Below are 15,697 nucleotides of genomic sequence, written 5' to 3'. Positions count from 1 at the left end.
GGTAGCTTTCGACAATCATTCTAGCGGTCTTAAGAAGGAGGAATGGAAGTATGCTCAAGCAACGGGAGCTGAGCGACTGCGCTGATTTGTTCGAACTGATGCAGCATCAAGACGTATATCCGTACGTCCGCCAAAAAACACGGTACTTTGATGAATTTCTGTTTACTACAAAGCAGGCAATCGAAGAGGAAGAACGCGGTGAGCTTGTCTCACGCACAATCCTAGACGAATTTGACCAACCAATCGGTACAATCAGTTTACTCGATATCGAAGGACAGTATGGGTTTCTCGGTACATGGTTAGGTAAACCGTATCATGGGAAAGGTTATAACAATCTTGCAAAAGAAGCATTCTTTGCAGAACTATTTTTTGATCTCGAATTCGAAAGTGTCTTCATGAAAATCCGGAAGACTAACATCCGTTCACAAAAAGCAGCGGAAAAACTGCCTTATGCTTTTTGTGCCGATGAATTACGACCAGCATTACTTGAACAGCTGAACACCGGGGAAACTCAATTCACGTTGTACGAAGTCTCGAAATCAAGTTTTCAAATGTATATCCATGGCCGCGAATTCGAAACGGTCTACGAACAACAACTCGAAGCATGAGAGGCACCTGCCTCTTGTGCTTTTTTGTTCGTACATTTGATGCGGATCGAAAGCTTCAAATGGTATGATAATAAGGAAAATTCACCTGTCGGGAGAAGCCGTCACCTCTTCCTATATGAAATGGAGTGATTACTGATGCCAGAACAATCCTTTAAAATACTTGTCGTAGATGACGAAGCACAAATGCGTGATCTGCTTGTCTCGAATCTTCAAAAAGAAAACTATCAGACGACAACCGCTTCAAACGGTCAAGAAGCGCTTGATCAAATGCAACGCGATACGTTTCATCTTGTCTTGCTGGATGTCATGATGCCGGAAATGGATGGTTTAACGGCCTGCATGCGCATTCGTGAATTCTCGAATGTCCCGATCATCATGTTGACGGCTCGTTCTGACGAACTCGACCGGATTCATGGTCTGAAAATCGGTGCTGATGACTATATCACGAAACCGTTCAGTCCCCGTGAACTGTTGGCCCGTATCGAAGCGACACTCCGTCGGTCGCATCGCTTTACGGTCGATCAGTCGGCGACATTGACGATTGGTAAACTGGAACTCGATACAGAAAGCCGCAGTGTCCATGTCAGCGGAAAACCAATCAGTTTAACACGCAAGGAATTCGATTTACTTCATTTGTTCGTCCAAAACAACGACAAAGTCTTTTCCCGTGAACAATTGCTTGATCAGATTTGGGGAGCAGACTACATCGGAAACTTGCGGACGGTCGATACTCACATCAAAACACTTCGCCTGAAACTCGGTGAAGCCGGCGGCTCGATTCAGACGGTCTGGGGCATCGGATATAAATTCGAGGAGGTATGATTAAGCGGTATACCATTCGTCGCCGGATTTGGATTACGATTTGGTTCACAAGCGTTTTTTCTGCCGTCTTATTCGTCTTATTAACCTTTTATCTGTATGACCGGTTTTACCTTCAAACGCAGGAAGACCTGTTGCTCAACCGGGGTGAAAAACTGATTAACATTTATGAATCAGAGGGATTGTCCGGTGCCTTTTACGATGGGATGACCTATACGAATGAACTGACCGAATCCAAGGTGTTTTTCATCGATTTTCTGAAGAAAAATCCGGCCGGTCTCCGGTTCCTGACGAATGCGGATATCGAACAGTTGCGCAATGGTGAAACCATCGTTTCAAGCCGGACCCATCCGATCGAAGGAACAGATATCTTAATGACCGGTTTCCCGATCATTGAGAACAACCGACTTGTCGGGACACTGATTCTGTATCTGGAACTCGGTCAAATCAGTGAACCGTTCCGCCCGCTTCGTCTGATGATCTTCTTTATGATTGGATTGATTGTGCTGAATCTTGTGATTTTCGGCCGTCAAATCATCGATACGATCATTCGTCCACTGATTGATATGAAACGGGCTTCCACCGTCTATGCTCAAGGGGACTTTGCTTACCGGATTCCGATCCAATCGGATGACGAAATCGGGGAACTGGCAGAAACCTTAAATAAGATGGCCGAATCTCTCGGTGAAGTGGATGAACAGCGGAAGGAATTTTTAGCGAACGTCAGTCATGAATTACGGACACCACTCTCCTATATCCGCGGTTATACGGAAATGATGCAAGACAAAGCATTGGATGAAAAAACGCGGGATCAATATTATCAGATCATCGAGCGGGAAACGGAACGGTTGCAACGCCTCGTCAATGACTTGCTTGATCTCGCCCAACTGGAACGAGACTCGTATCCGATGACGAAGCAACCGCTTGTTTTCAGCCAAGTCCTGGAAGATGTCGTTTACCGGATGGAACCGATTGCGAGAGCAAAAGGCGTGTCCATCGTCACCGATTTTGATCCAAGTCAAATCGTTCTCGGTGACAATGACCGTTTGGAACAAGTCATCGGAAACCTGTTGGACAATGCTTTACGCTACACCCCTGCTTCAGGACATATCTATCTGTCGACGAAAACAGAAGGTGATCATACCGTCTGTACAATCCGGGACGAAGGAGAAGGCATTCCGCCGGAACACTTGGAGCGCTTGACGAAGCGATTTTACCGGGTCGATAAATCAAGAACACGAAAAGATGGCGGAACAGGTCTTGGACTTGCCATCACGAAACACATCATTGACCGGCACGACGGAACCATTTCATTCGAATCCGCTCTCGGTCAGGGAACAACCGTCCTGATCACGTTACCGTTGTTACCGGACGAGGACGACGGGTTCTCTTAATGTCACGGTTTTTGATTGGTTAATGGAATAGCATTGATTGCTCTACGCCTGAAAGGACGTTTTATTATCGAAGCAACACTCCTTGGTTGGTTGCAGCAAGCGGATATGTTTGCTGTACCAATCAGTCTTTTAGTCAGTATCGTCATCAGTCTGTTCGGCGTTGTGCCAAGTGCCTTCGTCACGGCAGCGAATTTACTTTATTTCGGTTTTTGGGATGGACTGCTTTTATCTTTTCTTGGCGAAGCTTTAGGTGCCGGTGTGGCCTTTTATGTCTATCGTCATGGTTTCCGGCGTGTTGAACCGCTGATTCAGTCCCCGTTCGTCTTGAAGTGGCTCGCCAGGTTAACGAAGCAAACCGGTTGGGATGCCTTTTGGACAATTCTTTTTTTACGGCTGTTGCCGTTTGCGCCATCCGGACTCGTCACATTTTTAAGTGCGACAAGCGGTGTCTCGGCACTTGTCTTTTTAACTGCCAGTACGATTGGAAAAGTTCCCGCATTGGTCCTCGAAGCTTTCGCCGTCAATGAATTGATCGAACGGGATTCGATGATCCCGTGGCTGATTGTTGGACTGTTTTTGGTGTTTTATCTGATTTATCTTTATAAAAAACGGTTGCATCCATCGAGGGATATCGATTGATGCAACCGTTTTCTTCGTATAGTGTAGAGAAGTAAACAAAGGAGGAACAAGCATGGAATTACGTTCATTTGGCAACACTGACATCCAAGTCTCCCCTCTCGGATTTGGTGCCGGTCATATCGGTTCCGATGATTTATCCGATCAGCAAGCAAGCTATATCCTCCATCAAGCGTTGGATGCAGGCATCCGTCTATTTGATACCGCCCGCGGTTACGGTTTATCTGAACAACGGCTCGGTGACTTTTTGAAGCAGCACCGCCATGATGTCGTCCTGTCGACGAAGGTCGGGTATGATGTCCCGCGTACGCAAGACTGGACATTCCAAGCTGTTGCCGGCGGGATTGATCAAGCCCTTTTGACGATGAAAACAGACTTTATCGATATCGTCCATTTGCATTCCTGCAGTAAAGAGATACTGGCTCAAGATGACGTCATCGAGGCGCTCGAGCGGGCGAAACAGGCCGGAAAAGTCCGATTGATTGCTTATTCAGGCGACCGGGAAGATCTCGACTATGCCATCACGACGGGACGATTCGACAGTTTTCAAACGTCCGTTAATCTGTATGATCAACGGGCATTGAATGATTCAATCCCGCTGATTCATCATCAACAAAAAGGTATCATCGCCAAACGTCCGATTGCCAATGCACCATGGCGGTTTGAGTCCCGGCCGGCCGGGCAATATGTCGAACCTTACTGGGAACGGGCACAGCAACTCGATTTCCCGCTTGAAGAAGCTTCTTGGCTTGAAACCGCACTCCGGTTTACCGTTTTTGAACCCGGTGTCACAAGTGCCATCATCGGAACAGCCAATCCGGAGCATCTGGTCCAAAATATCCGCTTGTTGGAAAAAGGACCTTTACCGGCAGAACGGGTCGCTGATCTCAAACGGTGTTTTCAAGAACAGGATGAAAATTGGTTACAACAAACTTAAAAAGTCGTGAGACGGAACAAAAAGGAAAACGGCTTCAGTCGCCGTTTTCCTTTTTTTCATATAGAAATCACTTCATATATCCGTTCGATCTGTTTAAAACTTTTTCTTTTTCTTTTTCTCTAGTACAACGATGGCTTCGACATGCGCCGTTTGCGGGAACATGTCGTACGGCTGGATGTAGCTGACTTTGTAGCCGGCTTTCATCAAATGATCGCAGTCACGTGCCAACGTTTGTGGATTACAGGAAACATAAATGATTTTTTTCGCTTTTGACGAAATCATTGCGTTCAACAGTTGCGTATCACATCCTGAACGAGGCGGATCGACGATGAAGACGTCTGGAATCCATCCTTCTTTCACCCAGCGCGGAATCCAAGTTTCTGCTTTCCCGACCACGTACTGTGCGTGGTTAAATCCGTATTGTTTCATGTGTGCCGTCGCATCTTCGACCGCTTCCTCGACGATTTCCATTCCACGGACTTCTTTTGCACCTTTTGCAATCCAAAGACCAATCGAGCCGACACCTGCATAAGCATCAACAACACGTTCTTCGCCCGTCAAGGCTGCTGCTTTAACGATTTCACCGTACATCCGTTCGGCTTGTTCCGGATTCAACTGGAAGAAGGCACGCGGTGACAATTGATACGTGAACTCACCCATCTGTTCCTCTATTCGTTCCACACCGCGCAAAATTTCCGTTTGTTCACCGAAGACACGTGACGTCAATTTATCATTAATGTTCAAGGCGACTGAAATCACACCCGGAATATCATAGATATCGCGTGACAAACCTTCAAGATCCTTAAAGCCGTCTTTGAACGCGACTAACACGACTTGAATTTCACCTGTCTTGATGCCTGTCCGAACGACGATGTTCCGGATGACACCGTCTTGTTTGGCCGAATTGTAGACCGGAACGTTGTAGTCATTCAAAATTTTCGTCACGGCTTTGTTGACGCGTAACGTCTCTTTGTTTTGAACGATACACTCGTCGATTGCAACGAGACGGTTCGAGTTCGCTGAGTACAATCCACTGACGATTTGTGTTCCTTCTTTTCCGACCGCAAACTGTGATTTATTCCGGTATTCCCATTCCGTCGTCCCGATTGTCGGACGAATATCCGATTTCTCGACATTCAGCTTCGTCGATTTCGTAAAGGCATTTCGGACCATGTCTTCTTTATAACGGAGTTGCCCTTCGTAGCTCATATGTTGGAGCTGACATCCGCCGCACTGGCTGTAGATCGGGCATAACGGTGTCACACGGTCCGGTGAACGGACATCACGTTTCAAGATTTTTGCATTCGCAAAGTTATTATGGATTTCTGTAATCTCGATTTGAGCCGTTTCCCCGACAAGCAGACCTGGAATGAAGACGATTTGTCGTTCGAGTGTCGCGATTCCTTCTCCGTTGATTCCCATGCGTAAGCAGGTTACGGAACGAATTTCGCCTACCTGTAGTTTAATTTTAGTTGTCATCTGATTCATCCTTTCCATGATCCAAATCAAAAAGCGGTCATTTCGAACCGCTCTCTGATTCCTCATGTTCCTTCATATCTTTTGCATAACGAAGCACCTTGGCTTTCAACTGATCCAAGGAGACGGCTAAACGTTCCAAATCCTCAATATCTGATGTTTCATCCAATGAATCGATCGTATGGCATAAAAGCTGCATTCTTGATTTTAGCACATTCATCTGCCCAAGTTTATCAGTTCTTGCTTTTCCCATTATTCTGACTTCCTTTCTTGTTCTTTATTCCTGTATACATTTAGCATACGATACGTAGTGAAGCTTTAAAAAGGAGGAAAATGTATCATGTCATTAAAATCACCCATCACCATCAAAAATGATCCGTGGGAAGCGTACCGTGATATCGAACAGTACGGACAAGCCCGACTGACGAACATCGAAGTCACGACGACGACCCTTTGTAACATGCGCTGTGAACATTGTGCCGTCGGCTATATGTTGTCGAACAGTGAAACACCTACCATCCCGGTCGAACTGCTCATCAAACGACTGGACGAGATTGAACATCTGCGTGCCTTCTCGATTACAGGCGGAGAACCGATGCTGTCGATGAAATCGGTCCGGGAATACGTCGTGCCCTTACTTAAGTATGCCCACGAACGGGGAGCTAAAACCCAAATCAATTCAAATTTAACACTTCCCCTTTCGCGGTACGAGCTGATCATCCCGTATCTTGACGTCTTACATATTTCACATAACTGGGGAACTGCGGACGACTTTATTGATGGCGGCTTCGCCATGATGGAACGGAAACCCTCTCGTGAAGCACGGACGAAGCTGTTTGAACAGATGAAGGAAAACGCCCGGATTCTGAACGCACGTGGCGTCCTCGTTTCAGCAGAAACGATGATTAACAAGCGAACACTGCCACATCTAGAAGCCATCCACCAGGAAATCGTTGAGATGGGATGTGTCCGCCATGAAGTTCATCCAATGTATGGAATGTATGGAATTTTGCATATTTTAAAAACAACTTCCTTCCTAATGTAAATATAAAAAAACAGTCTCTCTGTAATGAATTACAAAGAAACTGCTCTTTCTATCACCCTCTTAATACTAAATTTACCCTCCACAAAAAAATTCTCCATTAATTTCTATTATTTTTAGGTTATTCCATCCCAAACATTTCAGATATTTTTGCAAAAGATTTGTTATTTAATGTTAACTTCATTATATATCCCCCTGTGTTGTTATCATATTCAACGCTATAATTAAAAAAAGTATTTTAATTGTGATACTGTAGCTATTATTTTTTTATTTTTCATAACATATTTTGAATAATATTGTAAAATTTATAATGTATTCATAAAGGCGGTGTAATGATATATGTCCATCAGAAAAAAACTAACTTCAAACCAAAATGCCATATTACTTTCAGAAGTTGAAAATATGTGCCCTCTATGTTCTAAGACACTTATATATGATAAACATGGTAAAAAACACAAACTGTTTGAGGGTGCTCATATTTATCCTCTTAACCCTACTGAAAAAGAAATACAATTGTTAAAAGATGAGAAAAAGTTACATGAAGATGTGAACAATCTTAACAACTATATTGCTCTTTGTATCGAGTGTCATACAAAATTTGATAACCCAAGAACTGTGGAAGAATATAGAAAACTGTACAATATAAAAAAAGAGATTATATCTAAGAGTAAAACTAGAGAGAAGTATTCTGACTATCAAATCGAATCAGAAATAAAGAAAGTTATAGGAATTTTAGTAGAAGACTTTGATGAAAGTAATTTAAAACCACTAAATTTAACAGCTCTGAGATTAGATGAAAAAGCTAATGACACTTTAGTAGGTATAACTAGAAGAAAAATCAGAAATGATATAACTGAATATTACTATTATATTCAAGATCAATTTGCTCAGATTGATACTCAATATCCACAATCATTTAATGCAATAGCCTCACAAGTCAGCACCTTTTACATTATTTTAAGTAAAAGTGAGCCTTCTCAAGAAGTTATTTATCACCAACTTGCAGAGTGGCTTTCCAAAAAAACTAATAATAGTTCATTAGATGCATGTAAAATTGTAATTTCATTTTTTGTTCAAAATTGTGAGGTTTTTTCATGATAGTACCTAACAAAGTAATTAGATACAGCGAATCCATTATTGGAAAAATGACAATTATTTTAGACTACATTTCAGAAGAAAAAGTAATGACAATTAAAGATTTGTTTTTATCTACACAAGATTCTTTTGAAGTAATAGATGAGTTTATATACTCACTTGATGTTCTATTTTTACTTGATGCAATAAAAGTGGATTTTGATAAAGGAGTAGTTACATATGTTGAAAATGATTAGAAGCACCATTTTTACTGAAGAGAGCATTTATTTTCATAAAGGATTAAATGTTGTATTAGGAGACAATGAAGGTTCCAACTCTATTGGTAAGTCGACATTACTCATGATTATTGATTTTATTTTTGGAGGTAATACTTATATCAATCACAACAGTGATATGATAACTAATTTAGGACATCATGATTTTTTCTTTACCTTAGATTTCAATGGTGTCGAATATCATTTTATTAGAGGAACTGAAAATCCAAAAGCTGTTTATATCAGCAATAACAAGTTAGAAAAAGTTGAGAAAATAGAAGACAAAGATTTTACAAGCAAACTTAAGTATTTTTATGAAATAGAAGCAACTCAGCTATCTTTCAGATCAGCTGTTAGTACATTTTCTAGAGTATGGGGCAAAGAGAATTATGATGTTAAAAAGCCTTTACATAACCATCCTCAAGAAAAGTATCTTTACACTGTCACAAAATTAATTCAGCTCTTTAATAAGTATGATTCTATTGAATCCAAAGATAGAGAATTAAAGAGTTTAAAGGAAAAGAGCGCTACTTTAACAAAAGCAGTAAAGTACAGCTTGGTTCCTAAAATCACTAAAAGAGAATACACAAAGAATTTAAAAGAAATAGAGAAACTTATAAGCGAGATAGAAAGAATAGGTAAAAACGCATACAGTACTTCAGGTGATATTAATGAACTTGTTTCTGATGAAATGATTCATTTAAGAGAGAAAAAGAATGAATTATTAGAAGAAAGAGAATACTATAAATCAAGATTAAATAGAACATCAAGAGCTATTAAATCTTCTAAAAGCGCAGGATTTGAAAACCTTTTAGAGTTTTTCCCTGGTGTAAACTTAAGCAAAATAAATGAAATTGAATCATTTCACAAAGGAATTATTTCAATTTTAAGTGAAGAATTAGAGCTAGCAAAAAAAGAATTATCTCAAAAAATAAATGACATTGAAAAGGATATTGATGCTGTAATTGCAGAACAAGATCAAATACTAAAACCTGACGAAGAGCTTACTTTATTTGTAGAGAAATTAATAGAATATTCTTCAAAGTTAAAAAAACTTCAACAAGAGAATGATTACTACAAAAAATCATTAGATATAAAAAGCGATATTACAAATAAAAAAGAAAAACTTGAAGAACTAAAAGAAAGTATTATTGATGAAATTAATAATACTATTAATGATAAATTAAAAATAATAAATGACATAATACATCAAAACAAAAGGACTGCACCTGATTTTAACTTGACTTCCACTAGATATGATTATACTTTCTTTGAAAATACAGGAACAGGGAAGGCTTATACAAACCTAATTATTTTTGATTTAGCCCTCTTCACCATAACTAAAATACCTTTCATAATTCATGACTCATTCCTCTTTAAAAATATTGAAAATGACGCAGTAGAAGAAATTGTGAGTTTCTGTAGTTCAATGTCAAATCAGGTATTTATAGCGATTGATAATATTCACATGTATAACAAAAAAACTCAAGAAACTTTGTTACACAATCAAGTGATTAAGCTTTCTAAAGATAAATTGCTAACAAAAAAAGATTGGAGAGATAAGACTAATAAGTCTAAAAAGTAAGGGAGCTAAAGCAGCTCCTTTTACTTTCTTTTTAATCAGGTTGAATTAAGAAATCACCCTGAAGAGACTTATCAGGTGATCCATCTTTTCTATTTATCTTGCCCTGTACTTTCACACAAGTCTGTAAATGACACAGGCTCAATATTCTTCTTAAGACTTGTCTCTGTTGATAATGCCCATGAAAGAGGCATCTATATTCAGATCCACAGTAATCTCACTTTAAAAGTTGAGAGATACAAACTGATTGCCATTACTTTGATGTATTATATATCTCACACAACTGGATAACAGCTGGTAAGTTTATAGATGTAAGCTAATGGATATAAAGTCATCTAGAGAGCAGAGAAAGGCATTGTTTCACAAAATGATTAGAAATTCTAAATCACTGCCTAAAATGGAATTAATAGTGTCTGCTGAAACAATTATAAATAGCAGAACCATTCCAATCCATAAGCAAAATGTAGAGGATATAGACTGTTTTAGACATGAAATTCACCCAATTCATGATTCAGGGTTTGCTAAAAATACATTCACAGACAGTATATAAGATTCTTTACATTCAATGTACGCTGTATGAAATACTGCATCTAAAGGAATCTAAAAAAATAAAGGCTTCCCTCTTACAGCTCCAAGGCTTTCCTCACTAGCTTCTCAGTATCTAATTCTCCTCTAGTAGCCACAGTTACTCCCTTCTCAGTAATCCTAACAGTAGTAGCCTGCTTGCCTATCATCTTTAGTACCTTGTCCATTAGCTCCTGCTCTTTACTCATCTTAACAAAACTTCCTAGTATTATTTCAGGAAGTATTTAGATAGGATCAGTAAACTGTGACAAAATGAACATTTTACTTAACTAAAGTCCAAAATATTTTTTAGTGCGTGTATTTTCAAGGCACTTCTCCCAAAGACTTAGGACAGGGTAGCCCCATGCCACTCCCCTAACTCAGACAAAATTTATCTGGTGATCTGTTCACTAGCTGAGTAGTCTGGTCTAAGAGTGCATTTAACTTTTCTTAATTGCACAGTTGAGAGACAGATGAATGATGACATAACATCAAGGCTTTAAGTTGTGCAATATCTTTGTGCATAAAGTTAGGCAAGCAATCAGATATAAATGCACAAATAAAAAGAGAGACAACAGCAGTCAGCCATTGTCTCAGTGTCTTACATCTTATTCAGTTCAGATAACAATTCATTCAGTGACTTATCTTCTACTACTTGAGTCACTTCTTGTACATCCTTGAGTCTACCTTGGTTCTTGAGTACCATCTCAATAGCCTTTAGTTTGTTCCCTGTTTGTACCTTATCATTGTTAATAATCATCCTGAGCTGAGTGTAGGTATCTGCTAGGAAAGACCTCTGTACCTCCTCTGATTGCTTGATAAGCTCCTCATTAAAGTATCCCTGCTTCTTCCACTCATACAGGGTAGAAGGATTGACCCCTACCTCTTTTGCAATCATGTCATTAGTCAGCCCATTAACATCCTTATACACCATCAATGCAATAGCCTTGTACTGCTCAGGCTTGAGTGCTGTCCTCTTGGTATTAGCCATGCTGTAAAACTCCCCTCTGTAAATAATTTTTATGTCACGCTCACTCCTCATTTCTTGGGCATATCAGCACATCAACAGCATCATCCTGCATAACATCCCTCTGTGACTTAACAGCCATCTATCAGGCATTACACAGCAATTAGCAGTCCAGATACTTAATGACCCTCCCCCCTGTAATTTTCCAATGCCCACTCAAAGTAAATGACCTCTATCAGCAGGCTTAATACTGCTAATAATCAAAGACATTCACTCTGATTGACTTGGGCTATTAGGTAAATAAAAAAGCCTGACAAGAAGCATCTTACAGCCTCCTATCAGGTAAAGCCTGACTTTCATCAGGTCAATATAAAGCCCTAGTCAGATGAATTACAGGGAAAGAGAGTGAGAATTTCTATCTGTAACTAGGACATTACTTGCATTACTTTCTTACATACAATAGCTTAACTACTCTCAACAATATTAAGTAATTCACTACTATTCTTTATAGTTCTTCTTACAGCTATCCTTACAGTTATTCTTAACTGTTTATCCTTACTGTTATAACTGTTATTAACAATAAGCATTTTCAAAGCTGTTAATTAAAATCAATTAACTCTCCTACATATATATGTACAGCTAGTACAAAAGAGATTAAAGTATGAGATTGTAAATACTTTTAAAGAAGCTCTAAACCATTGGGGCTGTAAGGCTCAGCCTCCTAACTATTTTTCAACTGATGTCTAACTGACCTCTATAATGCTCCTAGTTGTTATCCCCACTGGTACAACTTTTTGAAATAGTATCATTTTTAGTGTCATAGAAACCGAGACAGAAGGTGATATTTAGGCTCCTAACAGCATATATGAGTCCCTCTTAGACTTGAGCAGGACTTCTTAACCTATCTCCAGACACAAAAAAAGAGGCTTACAAAGCCCCTTCTGGAATATTAACTTCTACATCAACAAGTAACAGGCTTGCATAGTCAGATAGATGAGGCAAGATGTCCTTGACATGGCTTGGAGGGTTGATCTCATCCCCATCCTCAAGCATTGACTCTAACATTAACTCTAGTACATCATTGGCATTTTCAACAGCCTCAATCATTGTCTCTCCATCAGTAAAGACATTATCTAAATCAGGAAAGGAAACAATAAAGGCTCCTGTATTTTCCTTTGGATTCTCTCGCTCAATAACAGCATGGTATTTATACATAGTCATCAGATGAACCTCCCTGACAGGTATTTTTAACATTGTAACATTATCATAAAGAGCAGGGAAGCTCATAAGAGCTTTATCCCTGACTGCTTTTCAATTTTTTCTACTGTACGCCTTAGAATGTCTTTCCCACCATGGTTAGCAACTGGAAACTTTTGATTAGTGATAGGTGATTTCCAAACCATGTGAGAACCTTTGCCACTTCTTACAAAGGTACATCCATTAGCGGAAAGTATCTTAGTTACTTCCCTGTAATTCATCTTGTTCCTCCAATCTGCTGACTGATTTATGTATTTTTTTATATATTTTAATTTACCCTTTTATATTTAAATTACACGCTTCAACTTCCATCATTGACATTAGAATAATTAGTTATCCATAATTGTTGAGTATTCAAAACAGAAGGAGTTTTTATAATGTCAGTAGTTAAACAGAAACAGACCCCCCAAACAGATGCTTGGGAGGCTTATCAAGATGTAGTCAAGTATGGCAAAAGCGTACTGAGTAGCATTGAATTTACCACAACAAACCTCTGTAATATGAGATGCGCTCACTGTGCTGTAGGACATAACCTAGCACTTAAAGACCCTGATGCTTTACCTATTGAACTGCTCATCAAGAGATTAGATGAGGTTACTACCCTGAGAACCATCAGCATTACAGGTGGAGAGCCTATGATGAGTATGAAGTCAGTTAAGGGCTATGTCCTCCCTCTGCTGAAATATGCCCATGAGAGAGGTATCTATACTCAGATTAACTCAAACCTCACATTAGACTTAGAGCGTTACAAGATGATTGCTCCTTACCTTGATGTACTACATATCTCTCACAATTGGGCTACTGTAGATGAGTTTACAGATGTAGGCTTTGCTATGGCTGAGAGAAAGGCAAGCAGAGAGCAGAGAGAAGCACTCTTTCAAAAGATGATTAGCAACTCTAAAGCTCTATCTGAAATGGGAGTTATGATCTCAGCAGAGACAATGTTGAATGGCAGAACCCTGCCTCACATTGAAAAGATCCATAAGCAAGTAGTGGAGGAAATGGGCTGTGCAAGGCATGAGATACATCCTATGTATGATTCAGGATTCGCAGGGATTACAGCCTTTAATAAGATGCAGGATTCAAAACAGCGCATGTACCCGGCAGATTTCGCCTCGATGATTGAAGCCGCCAGTCTGGATGAAATCCGTGACGGCATCCATCGTCTTCTTGATGTCCGGGATCCAAATGTCTGGATGTTATTCGGTACCCTGCCATTTTATGCCTGCTCGATGAAAGAAGAAGATTTAGAGCTCCACCGTCGTTTACGTCAGGAACCAAATGTTTCCGTCCGTAATGACCCTGACGGCCGATCACGCCTGAACGTCAATATCTTTGACGGTGAAATCATCGTGACGGATTTCGGGGATGAACTTGCCTCACTCGGGACGATTCAGGACACTTCCTTCAACGATGCGTATGCGATGTGGCAAAAAACTGAGCTCAATCAAAGTTTGTCCTGTCACTGTCCCGCCGTTCAATGTCTCGGTCCAAATGCACTCGTCAAAAATGCCTATTATCCGGAAGTCGATTTCCTACAGCAATCCAGCCGCCTCTGACCAGGTTTGAGTCTCTTTCAAAACGGGAAAAGTCTGTCACAAAGTTGACACACTTTCCTTGTTCGAAGGGGGTTTCAAAAATGGAATGGCTCGTCGGGATTGTCGCGATTATCGGAATGTTCAGTATGGTACTTGGAATCATGATGATTGGCATTCGAGCGTCTCACAGTATCGAACACGATGAAGTGTTCGACCAAACGGATTGGGACGAACATCTTTTGCATATGCCACGTCCAACACGGTTCGAACCAACTGAACAAAAAGAACAATAAGCATAACATGTCCCGGATGTACAGACGTACATCCGGGACATGTTATGCTTATATAAAAAAGGAAAGGCAGTTGTTTGATTTGTCGCGTCGCTTTGCTTTGATTCTTTCGATTGTATTTATTTCAGGTTTCACCCAAGGATTACTCATCCCGCTGCTTTCCATTTTGCTCGAACGTCAAGGAACACCCGCTTACATAAATGGACTGAGTGCTGCTGTACTATATATTGGTGTCATCGTCGCAGCACCCTTGATGGAAAAACCGTTGCGGCGCCATGGGTATGTTCCTGTCATCTCGTTCGGTCTTGCTTTAGTGGCTGTTGCCGTCTTTGCTTTCCCGCTCATCCCAAGCGTTCTCGCTTGGATGGTACTGCGATTCGTCGTCGGCTTCGGGGATCAGACTCTCCATTACGGTTCTCAAGTTTGGATTACCTCCATTACACCGAACCATAAGCTTGGTCGGACGATGTCTCTGTACGGCATGGCATTTGGACTCGGTTTTGCCCTTGGACCACTTGCCGCACCACTCGTCGACTGGATCAGTTGGCTGCCGTTCGTCTTGACCGGAACACTGACTGTCCTCGTCCTGATTGCCTTAAGACGAGTACCGAACGAGAAGCCGTCTGATGTCATGCCGGAAGAGCTTCAGTCTGCGGCTTCCCGTTATCGTCTTGTCTTGACGAGTGCTTGGTTTACATTGTTGCCCGGCTTCACATACGGCTTTTTAGAAGCGACATTGAACGCCAGCTTTCCTGTATTTGCAACACGAAACGGCTATGAGCTATCCCAGACGAGTACGTTGATCACAACTTTTGTCGTCAGTTCCTTATTGATGCAATTACCGCTTGGACGTCTCGCCGATCATTTCGGAAAACGGCGGACGCTGATCACTGTCCTCAGCATCGGATCTTTCGCATTTTTGACAGCCTGTTTTTTATTCCAAAGCTACGGTGCATTGTTCCTGATTTTTGCAATCAGCGGCATGGCTCTAGGTTCGACGTATTCTTTAGGCGTCGCTTATATGACCGAACAGCTGCCAAATCATCTGCTGCCGACCGGGAACCTGCTTGCCGGGATTTCGTTTAGCCTCGGTTCGATTCTAGGTCCGATTTCCGGTAGTTTATTCGTCATGTTGCCCCCAGGATTCTATTTCATTTTATTCGTACTGGTTCTCGCAACACTCGCTTATCTTCTTTTTCGTTCAAAGCCTGTATCCCGGTTGCTGTAAATAAGCAAAG

Annotated in this window: 17 protein-coding genes and 1 pseudogene; 12 read left to right on the top strand and 6 right to left on the bottom strand. The window is 40.8% G+C overall.

What is annotated here, in order from left to right; all coding sequences use genetic code 11:
- The first annotated feature begins 50 nt into the window (after positions 1–50).
- From AC3IRK_RS03480 to AC3IRK_RS03460, 5 genes are all read left to right on the top strand, one after another.
- Positions 51–608 carry a GNAT family N-acetyltransferase gene (locus tag AC3IRK_RS03480; protein ID WP_114596802.1) on the top strand — a complete coding sequence of 186 codons (558 nt, stop codon included), beginning with the start codon at positions 51–53 and terminating at the stop codon, positions 606–608.
- Between the two features lie 135 nt (positions 609–743).
- Positions 744–1,430 carry a response regulator transcription factor gene (locus tag AC3IRK_RS03475; RefSeq protein ID WP_114596803.1) on the top strand — a complete coding sequence of 229 codons (687 nt, stop codon included), beginning with the start codon at positions 744–746 and terminating at the stop codon, positions 1,428–1,430.
- Positions 1,427–2,821, top strand: a complete 1,395-nt coding sequence (locus tag AC3IRK_RS03470) for a sensor histidine kinase (RefSeq protein WP_489170409.1) — start codon at positions 1,427–1,429, stop codon at positions 2,819–2,821. The genes AC3IRK_RS03475 and AC3IRK_RS03470 overlap by 4 nt, the downstream gene beginning before the upstream one ends.
- 33 nt (positions 2,822–2,854) lie before the next feature.
- Positions 2,855–3,460: a TVP38/TMEM64 family protein gene (locus tag AC3IRK_RS03465; protein ID WP_489170408.1), complete on the top strand. Its 606-nt coding sequence runs from the start codon at positions 2,855–2,857 to the stop codon at positions 3,458–3,460.
- A gap of 52 nt (positions 3,461–3,512) precedes the next feature.
- Positions 3,513–4,394, top strand: a complete 882-nt coding sequence (locus AC3IRK_RS03460) for an aldo/keto reductase (protein WP_131504185.1) — start codon at positions 3,513–3,515, stop codon at positions 4,392–4,394.
- 93 nt (positions 4,395–4,487) lie between these two features.
- Here the strand turns inward: AC3IRK_RS03460 and rlmD are convergent, their stop codons facing one another.
- Together rlmD and AC3IRK_RS03450 are read right to left on the bottom strand one after the other, a co-directional pair.
- On the bottom strand, positions 4,488–5,873 hold the full coding sequence (rlmD, locus tag AC3IRK_RS03455; RefSeq protein ID WP_131504186.1) for a 23S rRNA (uracil(1939)-C(5))-methyltransferase RlmD: 1,386 nt from the start codon (positions 5,871–5,873) through the stop codon (positions 4,488–4,490).
- A gap of 37 nt (positions 5,874–5,910) precedes the next feature.
- The gene (locus tag AC3IRK_RS03450) at positions 5,911–6,123 is read right to left on the bottom strand and encodes an SE1561 family protein (RefSeq protein ID WP_012369544.1); all 213 of its coding nucleotides are present in this window, start codon (positions 6,121–6,123) and stop codon (positions 5,911–5,913) included.
- 87 nt (positions 6,124–6,210) lie between these two features.
- Here AC3IRK_RS03450 and yfkAB (AC3IRK_RS03445) point away from each other — a divergent pair.
- From yfkAB (AC3IRK_RS03445) to AC3IRK_RS03430, 4 genes and pseudogenes are all read left to right on the top strand, one after another.
- Positions 6,211–6,864: pseudogene (gene yfkAB, locus AC3IRK_RS03445) on the top strand (radical SAM/CxCxxxxC motif protein YfkAB); the annotation flags it as partial.
- A 387-nt stretch (positions 6,865–7,251) separates the two neighbouring features.
- On the top strand, positions 7,252–8,010 hold the full coding sequence (locus tag AC3IRK_RS03440; protein ID WP_489170407.1) for an ABC-three component system protein: 759 nt from the start codon (positions 7,252–7,254) through the stop codon (positions 8,008–8,010).
- Complete coding sequence (locus AC3IRK_RS03435; protein WP_489170406.1) at positions 8,007–8,243, top strand: ABC-three component system middle component 7; 237 nt, start codon at positions 8,007–8,009, stop codon at positions 8,241–8,243. The genes AC3IRK_RS03440 and AC3IRK_RS03435 overlap by 4 nt, the downstream gene beginning before the upstream one ends.
- Positions 8,227–9,846 carry a DUF2326 domain-containing protein gene (locus AC3IRK_RS03430; RefSeq protein ID WP_489170405.1) on the top strand — a complete coding sequence of 540 codons (1,620 nt, stop codon included), beginning with the start codon at positions 8,227–8,229 and terminating at the stop codon, positions 9,844–9,846. Before AC3IRK_RS03435 ends, AC3IRK_RS03430 begins: the two co-directional genes overlap by 17 nt.
- Positions 9,847–10,466: 620 nt before the next feature.
- Here the strand turns inward: AC3IRK_RS03430 and AC3IRK_RS03425 are convergent.
- The 4 genes from AC3IRK_RS03425 to AC3IRK_RS03410 all read right to left on the bottom strand — a co-directional run bounded on the left by AC3IRK_RS03425 (position 10,467) and on the right by AC3IRK_RS03410 (position 12,852).
- On the bottom strand, positions 10,467–10,616 hold the full coding sequence (locus AC3IRK_RS03425) for a hypothetical protein (protein ID WP_489170404.1): 150 nt from the start codon (positions 10,614–10,616) through the stop codon (positions 10,467–10,469).
- A gap of 392 nt (positions 10,617–11,008) precedes the next feature.
- Positions 11,009–11,398 carry a phBC6A51 family helix-turn-helix protein gene (locus AC3IRK_RS03420; protein ID WP_489170403.1) on the bottom strand — a complete coding sequence of 130 codons (390 nt, stop codon included), beginning with the start codon at positions 11,396–11,398 and terminating at the stop codon, positions 11,009–11,011.
- Positions 11,399–12,301: 903 nt separating this feature from the next.
- Positions 12,302–12,595, bottom strand: a complete 294-nt coding sequence (locus AC3IRK_RS03415; protein ID WP_489170402.1) for a type II toxin-antitoxin system HicB family antitoxin — start codon at positions 12,593–12,595, stop codon at positions 12,302–12,304.
- 62 nt (positions 12,596–12,657) lie between these two features.
- Entirely contained in the window at positions 12,658–12,852 is a 195-nt protein-coding gene (locus AC3IRK_RS03410) for a type II toxin-antitoxin system HicA family toxin (protein ID WP_489170401.1), read from the bottom strand.
- A 156-nt stretch (positions 12,853–13,008) separates the two neighbouring features.
- Here AC3IRK_RS03410 and yfkAB (AC3IRK_RS03405) point away from each other — a divergent pair, with 156 nt between their 5' ends.
- The 3 genes from yfkAB (AC3IRK_RS03405) (at position 13,009) to AC3IRK_RS03395 (ending at position 15,687) form a co-directional block, all read left to right on the top strand.
- Positions 13,009–14,190: a radical SAM/CxCxxxxC motif protein YfkAB gene (gene yfkAB / locus AC3IRK_RS03405; RefSeq protein ID WP_489170400.1), complete on the top strand. Its 1,182-nt coding sequence runs from the start codon at positions 13,009–13,011 to the stop codon at positions 14,188–14,190.
- An 80-nt stretch (positions 14,191–14,270) separates the two neighbouring features.
- Positions 14,271–14,462, top strand: coding sequence for a hypothetical protein (locus tag AC3IRK_RS03400; protein ID WP_114596808.1), 192 nt, complete (start codon positions 14,271–14,273; stop codon positions 14,460–14,462).
- On the top strand, positions 14,371–15,687 hold the full coding sequence (locus tag AC3IRK_RS03395; RefSeq protein WP_370528990.1) for an MFS transporter: 1,317 nt from the start codon (positions 14,371–14,373) through the stop codon (positions 15,685–15,687). The genes AC3IRK_RS03400 and AC3IRK_RS03395 overlap by 92 nt, the downstream gene beginning before the upstream one ends.
- Positions 15,688–15,697: the final 10 nt, after the last annotated feature.

The sequence above is a fragment of the Exiguobacterium sp. GL_137 genome, from assembly GCF_057834585.1.
The sequence above is the reverse complement of the archived record's forward strand: the minus strand, read 5'-3'. Positions and strand labels throughout refer to the sequence as shown.